The sequence below is a fragment of the Pseudomonas sp. BF-RE-25 genome (assembly GCF_019956105.1).
GTDB classification, from domain to species: domain Bacteria; phylum Pseudomonadota; class Gammaproteobacteria; order Pseudomonadales; family Pseudomonadaceae; genus Aquipseudomonas; species Aquipseudomonas migulae.
The window spans coordinates 333,484-355,274 of record NZ_JAHBDB010000011.1 but is presented as its reverse complement, the minus strand read 5'-3'; the positions used below and the strand labels follow the sequence as shown (position 1 = coordinate 355,274).

The window sequence follows — 21,791 nt, the reverse complement described above, 5'->3', positions numbered from 1 at the left end:
GAGAAAATTCATGCGTTTGGTTCAATTTGAATTGTTTAACGGCGAGCGTCGGGTTGGCGTGGTCGAGGGCGGTCTGGTCCGCGAGGTGCAGGACGCGCGCACGGTGCGCGATCTGGCGTTGGCGGCGATCGAGGCGGGCGTCAGTCTTGAGCAGCAGGTGAACGCCCTGGGCCTGGGCATCAGCCACGACTACGCAGAACTGCTGGCGAAACTGCGCATCCTGCCGCCGCTGGACCATCCGGACCCGGCACACATGCTCGTCAGCGGCACCGGCCTGACCCATTTGGGCAGTGCTTCGGCTCGGGACAAGATGCATCAGCAGGCCGGCGACGAAGCAACGATGACCGACACCCTGCGCATCTTCAAGTGGGGCGTGGAGGGCGGCAAACCGGCAGCGGGGCAGGCCGGTGTGCAACCGGAATGGTTCTACAAAGGTGACGGCAGCATCGTCGTTCGCCCCGGTCAACCGTTCCCGCTGCCGCCGTTTGCCGAAGACGCCGGAGAAGAACCCGAGCTCAGCGGTCTTTACGTCATCGGCCACGACGGCAAGCCGTATCGCCTCGGTTATGCGGTGGGCAACGAGTTTTCCGATCACGTCATGGAGCGCAAGAACTACCTCTATCTGGCGCATTCCAAACTGCGCAGTTGCAGTTACGGGCCGGAGCTTCGGGTCGGTGAATTGCCGGAGCATCTGGCGGGCACCAGCCGCATTTTGCGCGACGGCGAAGTGCTGTGGCAGAACGAGTTTCTCACCGGCGAGGCCAACATGTGCCACAGCCTGGAAAACCTCGAGTACCACCATTTCAAATACAGCCAGTTCCTGCGTCCGGGGGACGTGCACATTCACTTCTTCGGGACCGCGACCCTGTCCTTTGCCGACGGCATTCGCACCCGGCCGGGGGATGTGTTCGAGATCAGTCAGGCCGAGTTCGGTGCGCCGTTGATCAACGGCATCGCACCGGTTGAAGCGGCCTTCGAGCCCGGCACCATCGGCATTCTTTAAGGAGCAACCCATGATTCTTGGTCACAACTATATTGGCGGCCACCGCAGTGCCTGCGGCAGCGTCAAACTCCAGAGTGTCGACGCCAGCACCGGCGAGGCGTTACCTCACGATTTCTATCAGGCCACGCCGGAAGAAGTCGATGCCGCCGCCAAGGCTGCCGCTGCCGCGTACCCCGCTTATCGCAGCCTGAGCGCCGAGCGCCGCGCGCAATTCCTCGATGCCATTGCCGATGAGCTGGACGCGTTGGGCGATGAATTTGTCGCCGTGGTCTGCCGCGAAACCGCGCTGCCCGCCGCCCGCATTCAAGGCGAGCGCGGTCGCACCAGCGGCCAGATGCGCCTGTTCGCCAAGGTGCTGCGGCGCGGTGATTTTTATGGCGCGCGGATCGATCTGGCGCTGCCGGAGCGCAAGCCGTTGCCGCGTCCCGACCTGCGTCAGTACCGTATCGGTCTCGGCCCGGTCGCGGTGTTTGGCGCCAGCAATTTCCCGTTGGCGTTTTCCACCGCCGGCGGCGACACCGCTTCCGCCCTGGCCGCCGGTTGCCCGGTGGTGTTCAAGGCGCACAGTGGTCACATGGCCACGGCCGAGCAGGTCGCTGATGCAATCCTGCGCGCCGCGGAAAAAACCGGCATGCCGGTCGGCGTGTTCAACATGATCTACGGCGGCGGGGTCGGCGAAGCGCTGGTCAAGCACCCGGCGATTCAGGCAGTCGGTTTCACCGGTTCGCTCAAGGGTGGACGGGCGTTGTGCGACATGGCCGCTGCGCGTGCACAACCGATCCCGGTGTTTGCCGAGATGTCGAGCATCAACCCGGTGATCGTCTTGCCGCAGGCCCTGGCCGTTCGTGCTGAAAGCGTGGCCCGTGACCTGACCGCTTCGGTGGTGCAAGGCTGTGGCCAGTTCTGCACCAACCCCGGCCTGGTGATCGGCATTCGCTCGGCGCAGTTCAGTGCGTTTGTGCAGCAGGTGGCGGGGTTGATCAACGATCAGCCTGCGCAAACCATGCTCAATGCCGGGACGTTGAGCAGTTATGGCCAAGGCCTGCAAAAACTCCTCGCGCATCCGGGTGTGACGCACCTGGCGGGTAATCCGCAGCAAGGTAATCAGGCGCAGCCGCAGCTGTTCAAGGCCGATGTCAGTCTGTTGCTCGACGGCGATGAAGTGTTGCAGGAAGAGGTCTTCGGCCCGACTACGGTGTTTGTCGAGGTGGCGGATCAGGCGCAACTCAGCGCTGCTTTAAATGGCCTGCACGGACAACTCACGGCAACGATCATTGGCGAACCGGCAGACTTCGAGCAGTTCAGCGAATTGACGGCGTTGCTGGAACAGAAGGTCGGACGAATCCTGCTCAACGGCTATCCGACCGGTGTGGAAGTCTGCGATTCGATGGTCCATGGCGGGCCGTACCCGGCGACGTCCGATGCGCGTGGCACCTCGGTGGGCACGCTGGCGATTGACCGCTTCCTGCGGCCGGTGTGCTTCCAGAACTACCCCGACAGCCTGCTGCCGGAGGCGTTGAAGAATGGCAACCCGCTGCGAATTCAGCGGTTGGTGGATGGGCAGCCGTCGCGTGATGCGCTCTAACGGCTGAACGCGATCCCCTGTAGGAGCAAGCTTGCTCGCGATAGCGGTGTGACAGTCGCATTGATATTGAATGTGTCACCGTCATCGCGAGCAAGCTTGCTCCTACAGGGGCTGTGTGGTGTGGGAGTTTTGTGGTCGGCTCTGAGCCGCTTCCACATTGCGCTATCATTGCGTCTTTCCCCTTCAAAGATTGACTGCCATGACTGCCTCAACCGACACCTTGCTCAACGCCCTCGAACACTGCGGAATGGTGGAAATCGACGGCTTGCATGCCTTCGAATTCGCCCTTGATGTCGACGACAATCTGCACATCGAATGCATGGACGGTCGAGCGGCCAAACACTGGGAATTCACCCCCGCTCAGGTTCAAGCGGCAACCTTCGATTCGACTTTGCAGAGCTGGCTGATCAAGGACGACGGCGGCGAACACCGTCTGGTCTGCCTCGGCGACGTCGTCAGCGGCGACAACGAAGACGACGAACAAGAGGATGCGTAACATCTGGCCGCTGTTGATCGCCGGCAGCATCGGTGCAATGGGTGTTCAAGCCGCATCCGCCGACGACTTTCAACTGCTCGTGGGTTCCTACACCGCAGGGCAAAGCCAGGGCATTTATCGCCTGAATTTCGACAGCGCCACCGGGCAGCTCGACGCCAAGCCGTTGCAAGTGGTCAACAGCGAAAACCCGTCCTGGTTGACCCTGTCCAACGATCAGCGGCACCTGTTCGTGGTCAACGAAAACGGCCCGGGACAAAAAGACCCGGTCGGGCGCGTCAGCAGTTATGCGATCGACGCCAAAACCCATGCGCTGCGCCTGATCAATCAGGTCCAGAGCCTGGGCAACGAGCCGACCCATTCGAGCCTCAGTGGCGATGCCAGCCACCTGTTCGTCAGCAATTATTCCGTGAGTGAAGACCCGGGCGGCACGCTGGCGGTGTTGCCGGTGGGCGCCGATGGCACGCTCAAACCCGTGGTGCAAATGAGCAGTCATCCGTCCAGCCGGGTCAACCCCGAGCGGCAGATGTCGGCGCATGTGCATTCGACGGTGTCCTCGCCGGATGGCAAGTTTGTGTTCTCCAATGATTTGGGCGCGGACAAGATCTTTGTCTATCGCTTCGATCCGAAGGCCAACCCGGACTTGCCGTTGATCGCGGCCACACCCGCGTCGGTCCAGTTGCCGCCCGGCAGCGGACCACGGCATTTGCTGTTCAGCGCCGATGGCAAACACGCGTGGCTGACCCTGGAAATGAGCGCGCAGGTCGCAGTGTTCGATTACCGCGACGGCACGCTTGAGCGAACGCAAATGGTCGATCTGGCGGCCGGGCAACCGACGTCGGACAAAGCCGCCGCAGCGTTGCATGCATCAAAGGATGGCAAATTCCTCTACGTCAGCAACCGTGGCACCGCCAATCAGTTGCTGGTGTTTGCCATTGACCCGGCGACCGGCCACCTCAAAGAGCTGCAACGCCGTTCGGTGGAAGGGGATCACCCGCGCGAGTTCAGCCTCGATCCGAGTGGCAGGTTCGTGCTGATCGCCAATCAGAAGAGCAACCAGATTGTCGTCGTCGAACGCGATGCCAAGAGTGGCCTGCTGGGTAAAACCGTGCAGAAACTGCCGATGGATGCCCCGAGCGATCTGAAATTCCTGGTGCGTCAATAGGCCGCAGGCCCCGGTTGATGGGGCCTGCATCCTTCTATTAATGACGCTGATATCTGCTACTGCTACAAAAGATTTCAAGGCGTCAGCCTCGGCAGTTAAGTTTGCTTCACGGCCCCACCGGGCAAGCAAGCCAACTGAATCCGAGGAATACCGCCATGAACTTCAATCTCTTCTCTGTCATCGCCGCATCCGCCATCTCTGCCACCGTTGCTCTGCCAGCCAGCGCCAACGTTGAAATCAGCGACAAAAAATCCCACGCCCAGAGCTACACCCAGAAATACCTGCAACAGAGCGCCAACTTCTACGCAGCCCTGGATCACAAAACCCAAGCCTGAAAGCCAAGCCCTGCACCCTTTATGCAGGAGCGAAGTCACTTGCGCGGATCAAGCTGAAAGGCTTCGAGAAAGCCTGAGTGATGTCGCTCCTGCATAACGCGTTTACGACAGCATCATATTGCTATTAATACTGCGCTTGATATCACATGGCCATGAGTTTAAATTTGACGCTGATTTATTGACTCCTTCTACTATAAAAAGGATCGACAGCATGGCGATGCGTCTGGCCGTGGTACTCCTGTTCCTCTATTCAACCCCCATTTTATCTGCCGCAACGCCCGTTCCAGGCGAGCCTGACGCTGCCCGAGAGCGCATGATGAGTTTTATCGAAGGCTGAAATAGACTGGCTTAATGATCAACGAAGCTGATGGTGACTATGGATAACCCTGAGTGGTTATCACAGCTTTTTTGATCGATTCTGTGGGCACTGAAACATGCCCACGGAGAACACCATGGCCAGCGCAATCCTCACTTCTGCCAAACACGGCGCCTACCTGGCCATCGGTCTTTACGTGGCGCTGGTGTTGGTTGTCAGCATTACCGCGCAATCTCAACACGAAATCGACGCACCGATTCAGGTCGCTTATCCCGCCATTCAGTTCGAGCACCGCGCACAAAACGCCGTGATCGATCACGCAGACGTGGCGGGAGTGACAGGGGCATGAAAGGGGGCAAACTCTGGGTCATCGCCTTCCTGGCGTTCATGACCAATGGCTCATCACTGTTGGGCATCGGACAAGCCTCGGCGGGTTCCGTGGCGCGCGCTATCGAAGCCAATCACAACCTCGCTCGCAGCATCGAAACCGAAAAGGCCATGGGCCTGCTGGCCGGTAATCCACCGATCAAACGCCAAGGCGATTTCTTCGGGCCGTTCCAGGTCGATTGCTCGGTGCTGCAGATGTGTGAAGTGTTCGCCTGATACGCCACCGCTCACTGTAGGAGCCGGCTTGCCGGCGATGGTGTGTCAGGCACAGTTGCGTCGACTGACACTCCATCGCCAGCAAGCTGGCTCCTACAGGGGGATCATTTCTTCATGATTGATGTGAACAGGTCCGACTCCAGGAATCGCTGTAGCCACGCCTGCAACCGCACGTAAGGCGTCTGCCCGAACCACTCGCGATCGACATGGGCGAACTGCCGTACGAACGGCATCAACGCCACATCCGCCAGGCTCGGATGCGCCGCCAGCAAGTAATCGCGGCCCTCCAGCAACGCCTCCAGCCTGCGCAAGAACACCTCACCCTCGCTGCGATAAAACGCCATTGGCTGCTCGGGATAACGCTCGGCGTACTTGTAGCGATTCAGATGCACCTTGAACACCTGATCGTTCTCTTCGATCAACGCGGCGATCTGCGCTTGCCCCGCAGGATCATCCTTGAGCAACCAGTCCTGCGGATCGTTCTGCGCCAATGCCCAGTGCATGATCGCCAGACTTTCATCGATCACTTGGCCGTCGACGCTCAGCACCGGCACCGTGCCTTTGCTCGACAGCGCGAGCATCTCGGCAGGCTTGGCCTTCAGGCTGACCTCGACGATGTTCACGGCAACGTCCGAGTAACGCAGGGCCATCCGCGCCCGCATGGCATACGGGCAGCGGCGGAAGGAGTACAGCGTGGTCATTTCACCTCCAGGGTACTCAGGCCGTTGCCCTGACGATGGACCTGGATCTGCACCGGGATCCGTTCGTGCATTTCCTGGACGTGGGAAATCACCGCGACCTTGCGGCCCTGAGCCTGCAAGCCGTCGAGGGCGTCCATCGCCAGTTGCAGGGATTCGGGGTCGAGGCTGCCGAAGCCTTCGTCGATGAACAGCGATTCGATTTTCAGCGTGCTCGACGCCATCGAAGCCAGACCCAATGCCAGGGCCAACGACACCAGGAACGTCTCGCCACCCGACAGCGAATGCACCGAACGCAGCTCGTCGCCCATCTCGGTGTCCATCACCAGCAAGCCCAGCATGCTGCCGCCGCGTTTGAGGCGATAGCGCCGCACCAGTTGCCGCAACTGCACGTTGGCGTGATGCACCAGCAGGTCGAGGTTGTAGGCCTGGGCGATCTTGCGGAAGGTGTCGCCGGTCGCGGAGCCGATCAAGGCATTCAAGCGCGCCCAGCGCTGATACTCGCTGTAAGCGTCGGCGATCTGTTGCGCCAGGGCCTGATTGGCGTTCTGCCGGCGCTGGTCCTCTGCCTGTTCGGCGCGCAGTTCGGCGCAACGGTGCTCGCTGGCGGAAAACTGGTTTTGCAGCTCGGACAGGGCGGTGGCCAGTTGCGCGGCATCGAGATTACCGTTGTGCTGCGCCTGATGACTGGTCAGACGCTTATCGCGTTCCTGCAACAACACCTTGGCTTGTTCGATAGCTTTTTCGTTGTGCTGCAACCGTTGGCGCAACTCGCTGACCTGCTGGTCGTCGACGCTCAGCAAGTGCTCAAGGCCGCCGTCATCCAGTTCCGGATGCAAGGCGCGCCAGTCGGCAATCTTCAGGCCCAGTTCACGATCTTCGCTTTCAAGGGCGAGCAGACGGTCTTGCTGCGCTTTCAGTTCCGCAGCCAGTTGCACCAGGTGCGTGCGCACCGATTGCAGTTCCTGACTGACGGTCGCCTGGGCATTGCGCGCCTGTTCGACGGCTTGATCCAGTTGCTGTTGCCAGTGTTCGGCGCTGCTGTGGGAACCGAGCAGTTGCGTCAGTTGCTGCTGGCAAGCCTGTTGCTGCTCGGTGAGCGTGGTGAACTGGCGCTGAGCTGTTTCCAGCTGCTGGACGCGGGTCAGTTGACGATCCTGTTCCTTCTCCAGCGTCTGCTGGCGTTGTAGCTGTTCGCTCAGTTCATCGCGTTGCTGGTCGAGGTGCTCCAGGCGCTGGGCGATCTGCCGGTCGAGCTGCATGAAGGTCGCAGCCGGTTCGTTGCGCAAGGCGTCCAGTGTGTCGGCCGGGAGCAGGGTGCTGAACGCGATCAGCTCTTCGTCCAGGCGCTGACGGTCATTGCTCAACTCGCGTTGCTGGTTGGCCAGATGCTGGGTCGCCTGCAGACTCGCGGTTTCGGCGTTGCGCAGTTGCTGTTGCAGGCGCGTGGCGTCCTGCTGCAGGGTGAGCAGGGCGGTTTGGCGCTGTTCGTCCTGCGTGATGCTTTGGTTCAACTGGCTGTTTTGCTGGTTCAACCAGGCATCGCGTTTGGCGCTGTCCTGGGTGAAAAGCTGCGCGGATAACGGGTGCGCATCGAGGCTCGGGGCCAAGCTTTGCTGCTGAGCGAGCAGTTGCTCCTGCTGTTGCAGCAATTCCTTCTGTTGCGCAATCACGCCGCCGACTTCGGTACGCAGGTCGGTGAGTTTTTCCTTGAGCGAATCCACCGCTTTTTGCGCGTTGGCCTGTTCGCTTTCATCATGGCGGCCGAGGCTTTGCAGCAGCGCTTCCGGTTGATGATAAGGATGGTCCGGGCTGCCGCAGACCGGGCAGGGCTGATCGTCCTGCAATTGCTCGCGCAGTTCTTCGACACTGGCGCTGCGTGCCAGACGCTGACGTTCCAGCAGTTCGCGGGTCACCGTCAGGGTCTGTTCGGCCACGGTCAATTCGTTTTTGGTCTTCACCCCGTCCTGGGTCAGGCGGTCGCGCTCCTGCTGGGCAACGGTTTGACGTTGCTGCAATTCGGCGATGCGCTTGTCCAGTTCCTGCTGGCCAGTCCACAGTCGCGTCAGCTCTTCAATGGCGCGCAGTTGCTTGCGGTTGTCCTGCAACAGAGTGCCCAGCAGCTGGATCTGTTCGGCCACCGCATCAGGCTCGGCGCCGGCCTCTTTGTAGAGCACTTCCAGATTCTGTTTTTGCGCCGCCAATTCCTCGGCGGCATGGGTGGCGTTCTGCTCCAGAGAGGCCAGTTCCGCCTGCCCCTTGTTCAATCGATTGCCGATCAGCATCAATTGTTGCAAGCGGTCGCGGTAGGCGTTCCAGGCATCGCTGAGCGGCGCCAGATGGGTGCTTTGCTCAAGTTCGGCGGCAATCCGTTGCAGACGCTCGGCAACCCGGTTCTGCTGCTCAAGCAAACCTTGAATCGTCTGTTGGCCTTCGGAGCAGGCCCGCTCCGCTTGCTGCTTGAGGTCGGCGCTGAGGCCGGTGTCCTTGATCAGGCGGGCGAGGGTGCTTTGCGCCTCAAAGGCCTGGCGCAGCAGTGGCGTGCTTGAAGTGTGTTGGCTTTGTGCCTCGATCAGCGCGGTTTGCGCCGCGCTGAGGCTGTGTTCGAGTTGCGTCTGACGGGTTTGCAGATCCTGTTCTTGCCCGGTGTGCTGCTGGATCTGCGCGGCCAGCGGCGTGAGCTGGGCGGTCAGTTCGGTCTTGCGGGCGAACTGGTGCCGTTGTGGTGCCAGTTGTTCCAGTCGAGTCAGCTTCAAGCGGTCGCTGGCCAGGTTTTCCCAGTCCTGCCGGGCGCTGGTCAGTTGCTCTGTGGCGCTGAGCTGCTCGTCCTGCAATTGGCGCAGCTCTTTCAGCCAGGTGTGTTGCAACTCCAACTGTTTGAGTTGCGCCTGTTGAGCCTTCAATTGCTGCTGTGCTTCGTTGAAGCGTTCATCCAGTTCTGCGCGGGCTTCGGTCGACAGCGGCGTGACGCCGGTGGCCTGATCCTGCAACAGCTTGTGCGCTTCACGGGCCTCTTTGGCCTTGTCGAAGGCGCGACGGCCGAGACGCGTGTAGAGCGCGGTGTCGGTGAGTTTTTCCAGCAGTTCGCTGCGTTCGTTGTCGTTGGCCTTGAGGAACGCACTGAATTCGCTCTGGGCCAGCAACACGGCGCGGGTGAACTGCTCGAAGTTCAAGCCCAGGACAGCTTCGAGCTGGACCTTGAATTCGACTTTCTGACTGGCCAGCAGTTGATCCAGATCTATGTCGCGCAGGCTCTGACGGCTGTGTTGCAGCTTGCCGCCGGCCTTTTCCCGGGCGCGATTGGCTTCCCAGCGCGCGCGGTAGCGACGGCCATCGATGCCGACGAAATCCACTTCGGCAAAGCCTTCGCCCGTACCGCGACGCAGCAATGTGCGCGGGTCACCGGTGCTGATTTCACCGTCGGCGTCCGGCGCTTTGGCCGACACTTGCGCGTTGCTCAGCCTAGGCACGGCGCCGAACAGCGCCAGGCACAAGGCATCGAGCAAGGTACTTTTACCGGCACCGGTCGGCCCGGTAATGGCGAACAAACCGGCGCTGGCCAACGGTTCGGCGGTGAAGTCGATTTCAAACGGCCCGGCCAGGGAGGCGAGGTTTTTCAGGCGGATCGCGAGAATTTTCATGGCTGTTCGCTCTCCATCTGCACGTCTTGCAACAGCTCGGCGAAGTCCTTCAGCGTTTGCTCATCGACCTCGCTGCCGTAGTTGTCCTGCCAGGCGCGGCTGAACAATTCCTGAGGCGTGAGCTGGTCCAGTTCAAGCAGGGTCGCACCGTCATCGAGGCCATCACGGCTGCCGTTGCCGGCGTATTCAGCGGCGATGCGCACCAGGCGCACGGCTTTGCCTTGCAGGGCGGTTTCGACCTGATGGCGCAAGTCCGGTTGTGGCTCGTCGAGGCGCACCCGCACTTCCAGCCACGGCTGACGCTGAATGTCGGCGAGCAAGTCGATGTTCGGCAGGTCGCCCAGTTGTAGCAGGATGTCGGCCAGAGGCGCCGGGCCGATACGTTGCAGGTTGACGGCGCGGGGAATCAGTTTCGGTTCGACGCTGATCAGGGTTTCGCCGTCGAGCCGGACGTCGAGAATCTGATGCTGATAACCGATTTCGGAAAACGACAGTGGAATCGGCGAGCCGCTGTAGCGAATGCGTTCTTCACCGTTGACCTTCTGTGGTTTGTGCAAGTGGCCAAGGGCAACGTAGCTGATGCTCGGGCCGAAGAGACTGGCGGGCAGCGCTTCGGCGTTGCCGATGATCAGGCTGCGCTCGGAGTCTTCGGACACCGAACCGCCGGCCATGTGCGCATGACTGATGGCAATCAGCGCCTGACCTTTCTTGCGCTTGGCGTTGGCGGCTTCGATCAGCCATTCGTGAACCTGGCCGATCCCGCGCAGGTAGTTGTCGCCCAGGTGTGCGCCGGTCACTTCGGCAGGTCGCAAAAATGGCAACGCCAGGCACCAGGCGACGGTTTTACCCTTGGCGTCCGGCAGTGGCAGCAGCAGGCGCTCGGCGTCGAGTTGGCCGTCATCCAGCCACAACACACGACCCAGCGCATGCGTGCGCAAACGGCGCATCAACGGTGCAGGCAATTCGATGCGCGAACCGGAATCATGATTGCCGGCGATCATCACGATGGTCAGCTTCGGCTGCTGTTCGTGGGCGCTGACGATGAAATCGTAGAGGCGCTCCTGGGCTTTGACCGGTGGATTGACCGTGTCGAAAATATCGCCGGCGATCAACAGCACATCGGGCTGGTCCAGTTTCAGTTGATGCAGCAGCCAATCGAGGAAACAGCCGTGCTCGAAATCGCGTTCCTGGCCGTGCAGGTTCTGCCCAAGGTGCCAGTCGGAGGTGTGAAACAGACGCAAGGCGAGCTCCGTAGGAAATAAGGTGATGGCCGCGAGGAAATTGACAGCGGCGAAAGGGGATAGAGTTTACGGGTAAAGCGACACCAAACCTACTGCAGGAACTGGCCGCCACAACCTCAAGGGCCCCTTCGCCGGCAAGCCTGGCTCCTACAGGGATTCGCGCCGCCCCCAGGCCTTGTAGGAACGAGGCTTGCCCGCGAAGGCGGCCTTGAGCGCGACGCGGAACTCGGGATCGCTTCGCCGGCAAGCCGGCTCCTACAGGATTGGGGTTACTTCGGGTAGAGCGGTGGCAGGCCGCTGTCGCCGACCGGGTCTTGAACCCGCTCGGCAATCGGGATCGCCTTGATCGCGCGCCACAGTTCTTCACCCTGCCAATGCTGACCGGTTTCGCTGTACAGCGCCCCATTCAAACCATCCAGCGCGTCCGACAGCGGCACGAAACGCGCCGCCATGTCGGCCAGGGTTTCCGGTTGTTGCCGGGCCCAGGCGTCGAGGGCCTGGCGGGTGGCGTGGGAGTCGTTGGCCTGGCAGGCGCGCTTGAGGTCGTCGAGCACGGTGCGCGGGCTCGGGCCGGTCTGGGCCGCGCGCAGGATCGCCGGTTGCCAGCGGGCACGCCACCAGAGGCCGAAACCCAGCAGGGTGGTGCAGGCGAGAATGACGGTGCTGAGTTTCCACCACCAGAGCGCTTCATTGTCGGCTGGGGAAATGACCAGCGGCGTGCCGGCCGGGGTATCAACCATCAAGCCAGGATTGTTCACCACTTGCAGCGTCCGCGCCGGCAGGCTGCTGTGTTCCAGATGATCTTCGAAGGTGTTCCACCAGACCACATCCACAGCCGGCAACTCGACGTTCCCCCGCTGCACAGGCACCAGTGCCTCACGGTCCTCGCGGCGGCCGATCAGGCCGCGCTCGCTATTCTGGTTGACCAGCACCGGCTGATCCGGATAGCGCCGCAAGCCGTTGACGTCGGTGGCCGGCAATGGCGGCAGTTGTGAACTGGCCAAACCTTCGGCTTCCAAAATCAGGCTGCGAGTCAGCGAGTCACCCACTTGCGTGTGATCCGGTTCCGGATTCCAGCTCTCGCTCAGGGTCAGGCTGCGGGCCGGCAGCCAAGGTACGTCAGCCGGGTAAGTGGCAGGTTTCGGCTTGACGGTCAGTGGCAGTTCGACCGAGCTGACACGCATCAATTTGCCGGATTTCGGCACCTGGGACTCGACGTCCTTGGCCGGCTGCGCGTCCACCAGCGTGGCGCTGAAGATCTGCGCCGGAATGGTCAACTGGCCACTGTGTTGCGGGTAGATCGCGTAGCGCAATTCGATCACGCCATGGCGTAGGCCATTGATGTCTTTTTCGTAAGTGCGCGACTCGCCCAACTGCTCGATGCGCGCATCGGGAATCTGCAACGGAGTCAGGCTGCTGTCGTCATACAGCGACACGGAATGGTAGATGCGCAAGGTCAGGAGCGCCTGGGCCTGCACGTACACGCTGTTTTGATCGAGGCTGGCGTCGATGAATACCGGGGCCAGTTTTTGTGTGCTGTCCTGGGTTTCGCTCTCGACCACTTGCAAGGTGATCGGCTGGCTCTGCACATCGCCCAGTTGCAGCGACGGAATCACCACGCTGCCGTTCTGGCGAGGCAGCAGGGTGATGATCCAGCGGGTGGTGGCGCCGTTGCCGCCGTTAAGGGTCGTCAACTGGTTGACCTGGCGGGTGCCGCGCACTTCAAACAGTGGCTCCAGCGCCGTCAGGTCGGGCTTGCCGAACTGGGTGACATCGTTGGACTCCAGGGTCAGCTCGACCGTTTCGCCGGAGTTCAGGCGACTGCGGTCGACACTGGCGACCAGTTGCGCAGCCTGGGCCTGAACGGTCCAGATAAACAGAGCAAGCATGAAAGCGGTGAAGCGGGTCATCGGGTTTTTTCCTGATCCTGATGTTGCTGCTGTTCGTACCAGAATTTGCGCCTGAGCAATTCGCCCGGGTCGTCCGGGATTTTGCGCAGCCATTGTTCCAGCGCCTGGCGCTGTTCGCCATCGATGGTATCGCTGGCAGGGCGCAACGGCGGGGTGGTGCTTTGTTCGTCGCCCAACTCGCTGCCGGGCACCTCATTGGTGCCGGGGCGCGCCGGTGTCGTATCCGACTGTTCTGCATCGGGTGCCGTCGTTTGGGCATCGGACTTCGGTTCGCCACTGTTCGACTGTTGGGTGGCTGCACCCGGCGGTGGCTCCTGCGGGGTCCCGGCCTCGTCGCCTTCGGTTTTGTCCGGTTCAACGGGCGCCGGTGTGTTTTTCTGCTTGATCAAGCTTTCCACCAAGGCCTTGTTGGTCTGCGCCGGGCGCAGATCCGGTTGCCGCTCCAGTGCCTGATCGTAAGCATCCAGCGCTGCTTCCAACTCACCGCCTTTGGCCAGGGCGTTGCCACGATTGTAGTGGGCGTGGGCATCATTGCCTTCGGCGAACCGCTGGGCGGCGCCACTGTAGTCGCCGGCCTCGTAGAGCGCCACGCCTTGCCATTGCCGATCCTGGAAATGTTGCGCGGCCTCGGCCGGACGCTTCTTTTTCAACAGATGCAGGCCTTGCTGGTCAGGGCGCAACCACAAGTCTTCGAAGTCGAAGGCATAGCTCGGCTGCGGCAACAGGAACAGCAGCGGCAGGCAGAGCAACCAGCCGCGTCGACCGGCGCAGGCCGCCAACAGCAACAGCGGCAACAACAGCCAATAACCCTGATCGGCCCAGCTATCGAGACGCAGGGTCTGGCCGTCATTGCGCAAGTTGCGCGGGCCATCGAGCAAGCCGAGGGCGCGCAGGTCAGCATCGTCCAGGCGCGCGTGGCGATAGCGCCCATCGAGGCCGTTGACGAACGCTTTCAGGTTCGGCTCGTCGAGGTGCGGCACCAGAATCGCGCCCTGATCATCCTTGAGGAAACTGCCATCTTCCTGAGTGATCGGTGCACCTTCGGCGGTGCCGATGCCGAGCATCAAAAACCGGGTCGACTTGCCGTCGAGCGCCTGTTGAATGCCTTCGCGTTCCAGTTCGCTCAGAGACGAGCCGATCAGCAGAATCCGGCCGTCACCCAGCGCGCCTTGACTCAGCAGCGCAAGGGCCTTGGTCACCGCGAGATCGGCGCGATGGCCGGTCTGGGGCATCAACGACGGCTTGAGCGCCTCCAGCAGATTGCGGCTGGTAGACAGGTCATCCGACAGCGGCACCAGCGTGTGTGCGCTGCCGGCGTAGACGACGATGGCGGTCTGGGCGTCGCTGCGGTTTTGCAGCAGATCGAACAGTTTGCGCCGGGCCTGTTCCAGCCGGTTTGGCGTCACGTCGGTGGCGAGCATCTCCGGGGTCAGCTCAAGGATCACCACCAAAGGGTCGGCCGGTTTCTGACTGGCTTGCTCGACGCGCTCCCAACTCGGCCCCAACAGCGCCAGAATCGTCAGCAGCCACGCCACACCGAGGGCGACCCACGGCAATTTGCTGTCGCGACCGTTGCCGCCACTGAGCAGCGCTGAATGAAAGGCCGGCGGCAGAATCATCTGCCAGCGCCCGGCGCGCTTCTGTCGATGCCAGAGTTGCCAGAGCAACCAGCCGAGCAGCGGCAACAGCAGCAGCCACCAGGGGCGGAACCAGTAAGGCCACAGTGCACTCATCGGCGCCTCCGCAGGCGCAGGCGCTTGAGTCGCTGGCGCCAGTCAGGCAGTTGCGTTTGCAAGAACAGATCCTTGGTAAACAGGCGCTGCAACGGGTTATCCGGCCAGCGTTCGCGCGCCACCAGCAATAGGCTCAACAGCAGCGCCATCGCCAACGGCCAGTGATACAACGCCTGCGCCGGGCGGGCCTGGGTCGGTTGCTGGGTCACGGGTTCCAGTTGATCGAGGGTTTCCTTGATCGTTTGCAATTCCTTGCCGTCGCGAGCGCGGAAATACTGGCCGCCCGTGGCGGCGGCGATGGCCTTCAGTGCAGGCTCGTCGAGGTCCAGGCTCGGGTTGATGCCGAGGAATCCTGCGGTGCCGCTTTGCTCGGGATCGGCGCCGATGCCGATCGGGTAGATTTTCACGCCTTCCTTGGCCGCCAGCCGCGCGGCGGTCAACGGGTCGATTTCGCCGCCGTTGTTGGCACCATCGGTGACCAGAATCAGCACACGGCTTTGCGCCGGACGCAGGCGCAGGCGTTTGAGCGCGAGACCGATGGCGTCACCGATGGCGGTGTTTTTGCCGGCGATGCCGATGCGAGCTTCGTCGAGCCAGACCCGCACGGTGCGCCGGTCAAACGTCAGCGGTGCTTGCAGGTACGCTCTGCTGCCGAACAGGATCAGGCCGACACGGTCGCCTTCGCGTCGCTCCAGAAAATCACCGAGCAAATGTTGCACCAGCGTAAGGCGGCTGACTTCCTCGTCCTGCCACTGCATGTCGGGGAAATCCATGGAGCCGGAAACGTCCACCGCCACCAGCAGGTCACGGCCACTGGCGGCAATCGGCAACGGTTCGCCGAGCCATTGCGGGCGCGCTGCAGCGATCAGCAAAAACAGCCACAGCAGGATGAACGGCGCTTGTTGCCGCCAGGCTGGCAGGTTGGCCCGGGCACGGCGTCGGGCGAGGCCTTCGAGGTCACTGAGGAAACTGACTTTTAGCGCCGGTTCGCCGCTGTCGGCCACCGGCAGCACGATGCGCATCAACCACGGCAGCGGCAGCAGGGCGAAGATCCACGGCCAGGCGAACTCAAACATGTTTGCGAATCCACGTGTCGACGGCTTGGGTCAGGCCGGCGATGGCCTTGTCGTCGAGTTTGCATTCGGGTTTGTAGGCGCCTTCGACCAGTACCATCCAGCGCGTCAGCCCGGCGGCCGGGCAACGGTTGTCGAGAAACGCCAGCCATTTGCGCCCGTTGAGGGTGTGGCTCTGGCTGTAGGGGTAATGGTTGCGGCACAGGCGTTTGAGCAAGCCATTGAGTTGCTGAAGCCAGGCACCGGCCGGTGCGCCGTCGTAAGGTTTGGGCATCAGCGCCAGTTCGGCCAGCGCGGCGATGCGCACCGGGTCCAGCGGTTGTTCGGCGCGCACGATGGGGCGCTTGTTCGGCAGGAAACGCCGCGCCTTCCACAGCCCGAAGCCGATCAGCGGCAGTAACAACAGCAAAAACCACCAGCCCGGTGCCGGTGGCCAAAAGCTAATCGGCGGCGGGGAAATCAGCGGTTGCAGTTGATCGAGGCTGCTCATCGATATTTTCCCGGTTTTTGCGGGTTCAGGTACTCGCGCAGTTGTTCGACCATCTCGCTCTGGGTGCTCAGGGGCATCAACAACACCCGCAGTTTTTGCGCGAGCAATTCCCAATGGGCAATGCGTGCTTCGGCCTGGGCGCGGTAGGTCTGGCGCAGGTCAAAATTCAGCGTGTCGAGTTCCAGTTGCGCGCCGCGTTCGGCAAAGCGCAAAAGGCCCGCAGCGGGCAGGGCGTGGTCCAGTGGGTCGGACAGTGGCAGCAGCAACAGGTCGCAATGGCGCGACAGCAGGCTCAGTTGCTGCTCGGAGCCCTCAGTCAGCGCGCGCTCGTCGCAGATCACGATCACCAGGCTGCCGGGGCGCAGCACCTCCCGGGCACGACGCAGGGCCAGGTTGAGGGAATCGCGGTTCTGCTCGCTTTCGGTGTGCAACGATTGATTGACACGCACCAGCCGGTTGAGAAATTGCAGCAGGCTTTGTTTGCTGCGCCGGGGCTTGATTTCGTAGTGTTCGTTATCGCCGAACACCAGCCCGCCGACTCGATCGTTATGGCCGAGCGCGGCCCAGCCGATCAGGCTGGCGGCCTGGGCGGCGAGCACCGATTTGAACATCAGCCCCGAACCGAAAAACAGCCGTCGGCTCTGTTCGACCATGATGAAAATCGGCCGCTCGCGTTCTTCGTGGAACAGCTTGGTGTGCGGTTCCTGGGTTCGGGCGGTGACGCGCCAGTCGATGCTGCGCACGTCGTCGCCGGCCTGATAGACCCGCACCTGATCGAAGTCGACGCCACGGCCACGCAGCTTGGAGTGGTGCAGGCCGATCAGCGGGCTGCGCTGGCTCGGCGTGGAGAACAGCTGCACTTCACGCACGCGATGGCGCATCTCGATCAGCTCGGCGAGGCTGACGCGGATGCCCGGCTCGGGCGGCAGAATGACGTTCATCGGGGTCAAGCGACGGCTACGACGTCGAGAATCCGCTGGACCACCCGGTCCTGGTCGATGCCAGCGGCTTCGGCTTCAAAGGACAGAATGATGCGGTGACGCAAGACGTCGAACAGCACTGCTTGAATGTCTTCCGGGCTGACGAAGTCGCGACCGGCCAGCCAGGCGTGGGCGCGGGCACAGCGGTCGAGGGCAATCGAACCGCGCGGGCTGGCACCGTAGGCGATCCACTCGGCCATCTCCGGGTCGAACTTGGCCGGCGTGCGCGTGGCCATGACCAGTTGCACCAGGTATTCCTCCACGGCGTCGGCCATGTACAGACCGAGGATTTCCTTGCGGGCGGCGAAAATGGCCTGCTGGCTGACCCGGCGCTCGGGTTTGGTTTCACCGTTCAAGGCTTCACCACGGGCCTGTTGCAGGATGCGGCGCTCGACGGTGGCGTCCGGGAAGCCGATTTTCACGTGCATCAGGAAGCGGTCCAGCTGCGCTTCGGGCAGTGGGTAAGTGCCTTCCTGCTCGATCGGGTTTTGCGTGGCCATCACCAGGAACAGCGGCGACAGCTCGTAGGTGCTGCGCCCGACGCTGACCTGACGCTCGCCCATGGCTTCAAGCAAAGCCGACTGAACCTTGGCCGGAGCACGGTTGATTTCGTCCGCCAATACCAGGTTGTGGAAGATCGGGCCTTGTTGGAACACGAAACTGCCGGTTTCCGGGCGATAGATTTCCGTGCCGGTGATGTCGGCAGGCAACAGGTCAGGGGTGAACTGGATGCGATGGAACTGGGCTTCGATGCCTTCGGCGAGTTCTTTGATGGCCTTGGTCTTGGCCAGGCCGGGAGCGCCCTCGACCAGCATATGGCCGTCGGCAAGCAGGGCGATGAGCAAGCGCTCGATGAGTTTTTCCTGGCCGAGAATCTGCGTTGAAAGAAAGGTTCGCAGCGCGAGCAGCGCTTCACGATGTTCCATCGATGACTGTTCCTGGAAAGGGTGACCGAAGACGTTCGAATAACGCCAGGGCTGGGGGCGTTACTTTAATCTATCGCGGGGGGCGGCGACTAACGGCATTTTGTGCAAATGTGCGCAGGGGCGGGATATCGATATTGTTTTGGGGATTTTGCGTCCTTGCGGACGCCATCGCCGGCAAGCCGGCTCCTACAGTTGATCTGCGTTCGACACGAATCCTTGTAGGAGCCGGCTTGCCGGCGATGGCGGTCTGTCAGGCAATCTGGCTTATGTAAGTGCCGGTACCCTTGAGAATGTTCTGCAACGTTTCTTCCACCTCCGCCAAATCACCCGCATCGGTGCTGTGCGTAATCTCCAGCGAATCATCCCCATTCAACGCATCCGCATCCGCCGCCGCGATTTCGATCAGCAAGCGGGTAGGGCTCAGCGTCACTTTCACGCCGTCCAGCGTCGAAGGTTCGCCATCAAGGGTGATCTCCAGCTCGTCCTCGTCCGGGTAGCGGCTCATCAGGAACATTTCACCCTGATCGCTGTGGCAGGCGAGCATGGCCATGTTGTCTTCTTCCTCGTCGCACGGGTTGACGATCAAGAGGGAGGTGGTCATTTGCATTTGAGCAGTCCTGGCGCTGGGCGCGGTGTTGGCAGGCAAAGGGCGATTTTGCCAGTGTTGGCGGTTTTTTGCTGGGTCGCGTTTGGGAGCCCTATCAGTTCTGCTAGTGGCTATCAGTTGCCTAAGCCATCGATAATTCCGGGCTCCTGGAGGGTTCAATGATGATCGGCAATCAGGATGGGGTTTTCATCCACTATAAATACGACGCCCTCGATCGAATGACCAGCCACAGACAACCGGCTCGCACCGAGCGCCAACGCTCTTATTGCGAAAATCGCCTAGCTACCGAGATCCAGGGTGAGGAGCACCAATCGGTCGTGCAGCACGGCGACCAACTGCTGGCGCAACAGCAGCAAAAAAAGGGGCGGTTTGAAAGCACGCTGTTGGCCACGGACCTGCAGCGCTCTGTGCTTTATGCCCTCGATACAAAAAATCCACGCTCCTCGGTCTATGCTCCCTACGGTCATCACTCTTTTGGTAGCGGTTTGCTGGGCTTCAATGGTCAGCTACCGGACTCCGTGACGGGTCACTATTTGCTGGGTAACGGTTATCGGGCGTTTAACCCCATTCTGATGCGGTTTAATAGTCCGGATAGTTTGAGTCCGTTTGGAGTGGGTGGCTTAAATGCTTATGCGTACTGTCTAGGGGATCCGATCAACTGGAGTGACCCCACAGGGCATTTTGTTTCTGCACTAAGTCAGTATCTTTCAAGAATTCCAGCGCAAGCCGAGTCTTTAAAAGTTGGAATTAAATTCAAGCCTGCGACAAATGTAACAAGGCTTTCTGAGCACATCTTTACATTTGAGGATAGAGGTGGCACCAGGCTCACCTTTCAGGGGCATGGTTCCCCTGGAAGGGTGGGGGAGGATTTGAATGGGCTGGAGCTAGTTAGCCTGGCCAAGCGATATGGCGTCCGTATCGATAAATTTGAAAGTGTAAGGTTGGTGGTGTGCCATTCTGCGGATGTAGAAAAAAATGCGTTTGGCATCGCGGATATTTCATTTGCCGAAAGTTTTAACAAGCTAGTGAAACGTCCGGTTAAAGGCTACGAAGGAACGGTGGCTTCCATCGATACGCACAAGGTATTTGAAGGGTTGGAAGTCGGCGAAACGTATGCGGGGCCGTATTACTTTGGAATTGCCAAGACAGCCAGCGCCGTCAAGCGGTTTGGTGCGCAGTTTCGCCCCGTTGTGTTTGATAAGGTTAAGCGTCCGGTTAGTCGTGTCAGAACATAGTTTAAAGAGCGCTCTATTGCAGTGAGCGTTCCCCAATGCTGATTTATTGGAGTCGACCATGGTGTGCAAACAAACCCCTCTCATACGTTATCAGTACGATGCACTGAATCGGCTGACCCACCATAGCCTGCAGGGTGGTGTCGATCGACAGCGCTTCTACTGCGAAAATCGATTGGTCACAGAAATTGAGGGCGGTGAGCAGGTTTCAATCGTTCAGCACGGGGATCAGTTGCTGGCGCAGCAGCGACGCAACAGCGACGGGCTTGACAATACGTTGCTCGCCATGGATCAGCAGCGTTCTGTACTCAATACCCTTCAGGCCAACTGCCAACGACCTATCTCCTATTCACCCTATGGTTATCACCGCTGTGAAAGTGGGTTGACCAGTTTGCTAGGTTTCAATGGTCAGAGGCCCGATCCCTGGACCGGACATTATTTATTAGGTAATGGTTATCGCGCATTCAATTCAGTGCTAATGCGATTCAATAGCCCGGACAGTTATAGTCCATTCAACTCAGGGGGCTTGAATTGCTATGCTTACTGCGAGGGTGATCCAACCAATAGGTTCGATCCTTCCGGGCATTTTTCATTTAAAAGTTTTTTTCAGTCGAGACAGACTCTGCAGCTTTCACAACCCTGGGCGCGAAGTTCTCGGCGTTCGGATGTGCTGGAAGCTCACATGGCCTGGCAGGCGGGCGAACAGCATTCGCGGTCGGTCAGCTCTGTTCCTTTGAGATCTCTTAATAATGTGAAAAGAGTTTCTGAAGGAATTTTTACTGGGGTTTCCGAAGGAAAAAATGGAAAAAAATTGCATGTGATTGGGCACGGTTCGCCAGGTTTAATTAAGGTGAACCGCAATCGATCAACAGATGCAAAGGGCTTGGATAGGATTCTTCAAGTCAGTGGTATTAATTATAAAGAGTACAATAGCGTCCGCATTTTTACATGTCATTCTGCAGATGGAGTTGCTGGAGTACCTTCACTAGCTGAATCTTTCGTTAATCTATCAGGTCTTGATGTGAAAGGTTATCGTGGCGTTATAACCACTAATAGTAATACGGCATTTGAATCACTAAGCGTTGGTGAAAGTAGTAGTCAGGTGCATCGTTTTAGAGTGCATAAAGGTCGCTCTGAGTATTCACTAGAAACAATGCGGATAAGGCAAAGTAATTATGATCCTCAAGTTTTTTCTCCTGGCGCCTTAGATCCATCTCGCGACGATATTAGGCGATGAGGGAAACGTTACAAAACGTAATGATGGTGTTGATCGTCATGTTTTGATCCGGCTCTGGCGGCGCTTTTCGCTGCTGCTTCCCTATCAATATGAAAAAAAGAGTCGGAATCTACATGTTGAACAAGCGGCCAAGCCTCGAATGAACCTGTCTCGGTCATTTCTGGCACGAGCGTACCGTAAATCCGAGCACAAAACGCCCAATTTCCTACACGGCTGCTAGTGTTATTCGATGCGCTGCGCCTTCGCTGCGTACCGATGACCGAATATGTCGCAGCACCGCAAGCACAGGCCTTGCCGCACTGGTTAAGCTGCGCATCGAATGGATACCTGTAAAGACATTGTGCAATTGATCGCAGAGTCGTTTTTGCAGATGCCCATTCATGGAAGGTGAATGTGACCCGAGTGTCTCGTCCAGCTTCACCCACCTGTCACCCTGTTTCCTCTGCCCGAGAATCAGGAACCGGGTGACGGATCGCCCCGAAAGGGGTTTTGCACGCGACGCTTCCATCAATAACAAGCCCAA

Annotated in this window: 20 protein-coding genes; 10 read left to right on the top strand and 10 right to left on the bottom strand. The window is 60.1% G+C overall.

Features of this window, described 5'->3' with window-relative positions:
- Window positions 1–10 precede the first annotated feature (10 nt).
- The 8 genes from araD1 (at window position 11) to KGB24_RS07140 (ending at window position 5,500) form a co-directional block, all read left to right on the top strand.
- Window positions 11–1,003 carry an AraD1 family protein gene (araD1, locus tag KGB24_RS07170; protein ID WP_223416619.1) on the top strand — a complete coding sequence of 331 codons (993 nt, stop codon included), beginning with the start codon at window positions 11–13 and terminating at the stop codon, window positions 1,001–1,003.
- Between the two features lie 10 nt (window positions 1,004–1,013).
- Window positions 1,014–2,588, top strand: coding sequence for an aldehyde dehydrogenase (NADP(+)) (locus KGB24_RS07165; protein WP_223416620.1), 1,575 nt, complete (start codon window positions 1,014–1,016; stop codon window positions 2,586–2,588).
- Window positions 2,589–2,787: 199 nt separating this feature from the next.
- A complete protein-coding gene (locus KGB24_RS07160; RefSeq protein ID WP_008030097.1) occupies window positions 2,788–3,084 on the top strand; it encodes a DUF5629 family protein in 297 nt (98 codons plus the stop codon).
- A complete protein-coding gene (locus KGB24_RS07155; protein ID WP_223416621.1) occupies window positions 3,077–4,246 on the top strand; it encodes a lactonase family protein in 1,170 nt (389 codons plus the stop codon). Before KGB24_RS07160 ends, KGB24_RS07155 begins: the two co-directional genes overlap by 8 nt.
- A gap of 155 nt (window positions 4,247–4,401) precedes the next feature.
- Window positions 4,402–4,581, top strand: a complete 180-nt coding sequence (locus KGB24_RS07150; protein WP_008030101.1) for a hypothetical protein — start codon at window positions 4,402–4,404, stop codon at window positions 4,579–4,581.
- 211 nt (window positions 4,582–4,792) lie between these two features.
- A complete protein-coding gene (locus KGB24_RS29215; RefSeq protein ID WP_008030104.1) occupies window positions 4,793–4,918 on the top strand; it encodes a hypothetical protein in 126 nt (41 codons plus the stop codon).
- A gap of 115 nt (window positions 4,919–5,033) precedes the next feature.
- On the top strand, window positions 5,034–5,246 hold the full coding sequence (locus KGB24_RS07145; protein WP_008030105.1) for a hypothetical protein: 213 nt from the start codon (window positions 5,034–5,036) through the stop codon (window positions 5,244–5,246).
- Window positions 5,243–5,500: a hypothetical protein gene (locus tag KGB24_RS07140; protein ID WP_008030107.1), complete on the top strand. Its 258-nt coding sequence runs from the start codon at window positions 5,243–5,245 to the stop codon at window positions 5,498–5,500. The genes KGB24_RS07145 and KGB24_RS07140 overlap by 4 nt, the downstream gene beginning before the upstream one ends.
- Before the next feature lie 104 nt (window positions 5,501–5,604).
- Here KGB24_RS07140 and KGB24_RS07135 read toward each other — a convergent pair whose 3' ends face one another.
- The 10 genes from KGB24_RS07135 to KGB24_RS07090 form a co-directional block, all read right to left on the bottom strand.
- A complete protein-coding gene (locus KGB24_RS07135) occupies window positions 5,605–6,201 on the bottom strand; it encodes a glutathione S-transferase (RefSeq protein ID WP_192496296.1) in 597 nt (198 codons plus the stop codon).
- Complete coding sequence (locus KGB24_RS07130) at window positions 6,198–9,839, bottom strand: SbcC/MukB-like Walker B domain-containing protein (RefSeq protein WP_223416623.1); 3,642 nt, start codon at window positions 9,837–9,839, stop codon at window positions 6,198–6,200. The genes KGB24_RS07135 and KGB24_RS07130 overlap by 4 nt, the downstream gene beginning before the upstream one ends.
- Complete coding sequence (locus KGB24_RS07125) at window positions 9,836–11,080, bottom strand: exonuclease SbcCD subunit D C-terminal domain-containing protein (protein WP_223416624.1); 1,245 nt, start codon at window positions 11,078–11,080, stop codon at window positions 9,836–9,838. The genes KGB24_RS07130 and KGB24_RS07125 overlap by 4 nt, the downstream gene beginning before the upstream one ends.
- A gap of 269 nt (window positions 11,081–11,349) precedes the next feature.
- Window positions 11,350–12,990, bottom strand: a complete 1,641-nt coding sequence (locus KGB24_RS07120; protein ID WP_223416626.1) for a BatD family protein — start codon at window positions 12,988–12,990, stop codon at window positions 11,350–11,352.
- Window positions 12,987–14,723, bottom strand: a complete 1,737-nt coding sequence (locus KGB24_RS07115) for a VWA domain-containing protein (RefSeq protein WP_223416627.1) — start codon at window positions 14,721–14,723, stop codon at window positions 12,987–12,989. The genes KGB24_RS07120 and KGB24_RS07115 overlap by 4 nt, the downstream gene beginning before the upstream one ends.
- On the bottom strand, window positions 14,720–15,799 hold the full coding sequence (locus KGB24_RS07110) for a vWA domain-containing protein (protein WP_192496301.1): 1,080 nt from the start codon (window positions 15,797–15,799) through the stop codon (window positions 14,720–14,722). The genes KGB24_RS07115 and KGB24_RS07110 overlap by 4 nt, the downstream gene beginning before the upstream one ends.
- A complete protein-coding gene (locus KGB24_RS07105) occupies window positions 15,792–16,286 on the bottom strand; it encodes a DUF4381 domain-containing protein (protein WP_223416629.1) in 495 nt (164 codons plus the stop codon). Before KGB24_RS07105 ends, KGB24_RS07110 begins: the two co-directional genes overlap by 8 nt.
- Window positions 16,283–17,227, bottom strand: coding sequence for a DUF58 domain-containing protein (locus KGB24_RS07100; protein ID WP_223416631.1), 945 nt, complete (start codon window positions 17,225–17,227; stop codon window positions 16,283–16,285). Before KGB24_RS07100 ends, KGB24_RS07105 begins: the two co-directional genes overlap by 4 nt.
- A gap of 5 nt (window positions 17,228–17,232) precedes the next feature.
- Window positions 17,233–18,192, bottom strand: coding sequence for an AAA family ATPase (locus KGB24_RS07095; protein WP_008030123.1), 960 nt, complete (start codon window positions 18,190–18,192; stop codon window positions 17,233–17,235).
- A gap of 250 nt (window positions 18,193–18,442) precedes the next feature.
- Entirely contained in the window at window positions 18,443–18,799 is a 357-nt protein-coding gene (locus KGB24_RS07090) for a hypothetical protein (protein ID WP_008030124.1), read from the bottom strand.
- A gap of 158 nt (window positions 18,800–18,957) precedes the next feature.
- Here KGB24_RS07090 and KGB24_RS07085 point away from each other — a divergent pair, with 158 nt between their 5' ends.
- Window positions 18,958–20,034: an RHS repeat-associated core domain-containing protein gene (locus KGB24_RS07085; RefSeq protein WP_411736637.1), complete on the top strand. Its 1,077-nt coding sequence runs from the start codon at window positions 18,958–18,960 to the stop codon at window positions 20,032–20,034.
- Window positions 20,035–20,092: 58 nt separating this feature from the next.
- Window positions 20,093–21,268 carry an RHS repeat-associated core domain-containing protein gene (locus tag KGB24_RS07080; RefSeq protein ID WP_223416632.1) on the top strand — a complete coding sequence of 392 codons (1,176 nt, stop codon included), beginning with the start codon at window positions 20,093–20,095 and terminating at the stop codon, window positions 21,266–21,268.
- Window positions 21,269–21,791: the final 523 nt, after the last annotated feature.

Bases quoted from the DNA above. Each gene is read 5' to 3' on its own strand.
- araD1 (WP_223416619.1), top strand. From the start codon at position 11: ATGCGTTTGGTTCAATTTGAATTGTTTAACGGCGAGCGTCGGGTTGGC.
- KGB24_RS07165 (WP_223416620.1), top strand. From the start codon at position 1,014: ATGATTCTTGGTCACAACTATATTGGCGGCCACCGCAGTGCCTGCGGC.
- KGB24_RS07160 (WP_008030097.1), top strand. From the start codon at position 2,788: ATGACTGCCTCAACCGACACCTTGCTCAACGCCCTCGAACACTGCGGA.
- KGB24_RS07155 (WP_223416621.1), top strand. From the start codon at position 3,077: ATGCGTAACATCTGGCCGCTGTTGATCGCCGGCAGCATCGGTGCAATG.
- KGB24_RS07150 (WP_008030101.1), top strand. From the start codon at position 4,402: ATGAACTTCAATCTCTTCTCTGTCATCGCCGCATCCGCCATCTCTGCC.
- KGB24_RS29215 (WP_008030104.1), top strand. From the start codon at position 4,793: ATGGCGATGCGTCTGGCCGTGGTACTCCTGTTCCTCTATTCAACCCCC.
- KGB24_RS07145 (WP_008030105.1), top strand. From the start codon at position 5,034: ATGGCCAGCGCAATCCTCACTTCTGCCAAACACGGCGCCTACCTGGCC.
- KGB24_RS07140 (WP_008030107.1), top strand. From the start codon at position 5,243: ATGAAAGGGGGCAAACTCTGGGTCATCGCCTTCCTGGCGTTCATGACC.
- KGB24_RS07135 (WP_192496296.1), bottom strand. From the start codon at position 6,201: ATGACCACGCTGTACTCCTTCCGCCGCTGCCCGTATGCCATGCGGGCG.
- KGB24_RS07130 (WP_223416623.1), bottom strand. From the start codon at position 9,839: ATGAAAATTCTCGCGATCCGCCTGAAAAACCTCGCCTCCCTGGCCGGG.
- KGB24_RS07120 (WP_223416626.1), bottom strand. From the start codon at position 12,990: ATGACCCGCTTCACCGCTTTCATGCTTGCTCTGTTTATCTGGACCGTT.
- KGB24_RS07115 (WP_223416627.1), bottom strand. From the start codon at position 14,723: ATGAGTGCACTGTGGCCTTACTGGTTCCGCCCCTGGTGGCTGCTGCTG.
- KGB24_RS07110 (WP_192496301.1), bottom strand. From the start codon at position 15,799: ATGTTTGAGTTCGCCTGGCCGTGGATCTTCGCCCTGCTGCCGCTGCCG.
- KGB24_RS07105 (WP_223416629.1), bottom strand. From the start codon at position 16,286: ATGAGCAGCCTCGATCAACTGCAACCGCTGATTTCCCCGCCGCCGATT.
- KGB24_RS07100 (WP_223416631.1), bottom strand. From the start codon at position 17,227: ATGAACGTCATTCTGCCGCCCGAGCCGGGCATCCGCGTCAGCCTCGCC.
- KGB24_RS07095 (WP_008030123.1), bottom strand. From the start codon at position 18,192: ATGGAACATCGTGAAGCGCTGCTCGCGCTGCGAACCTTTCTTTCAACG.
- KGB24_RS07090 (WP_008030124.1), bottom strand. From the start codon at position 18,799: ATGCAAATGACCACCTCCCTCTTGATCGTCAACCCGTGCGACGAGGAA.
- KGB24_RS07085 (WP_411736637.1), top strand. From the start codon at position 18,958: ATGATGATCGGCAATCAGGATGGGGTTTTCATCCACTATAAATACGAC.
- KGB24_RS07080 (WP_223416632.1), top strand. From the start codon at position 20,093: ATGGTGTGCAAACAAACCCCTCTCATACGTTATCAGTACGATGCACTG.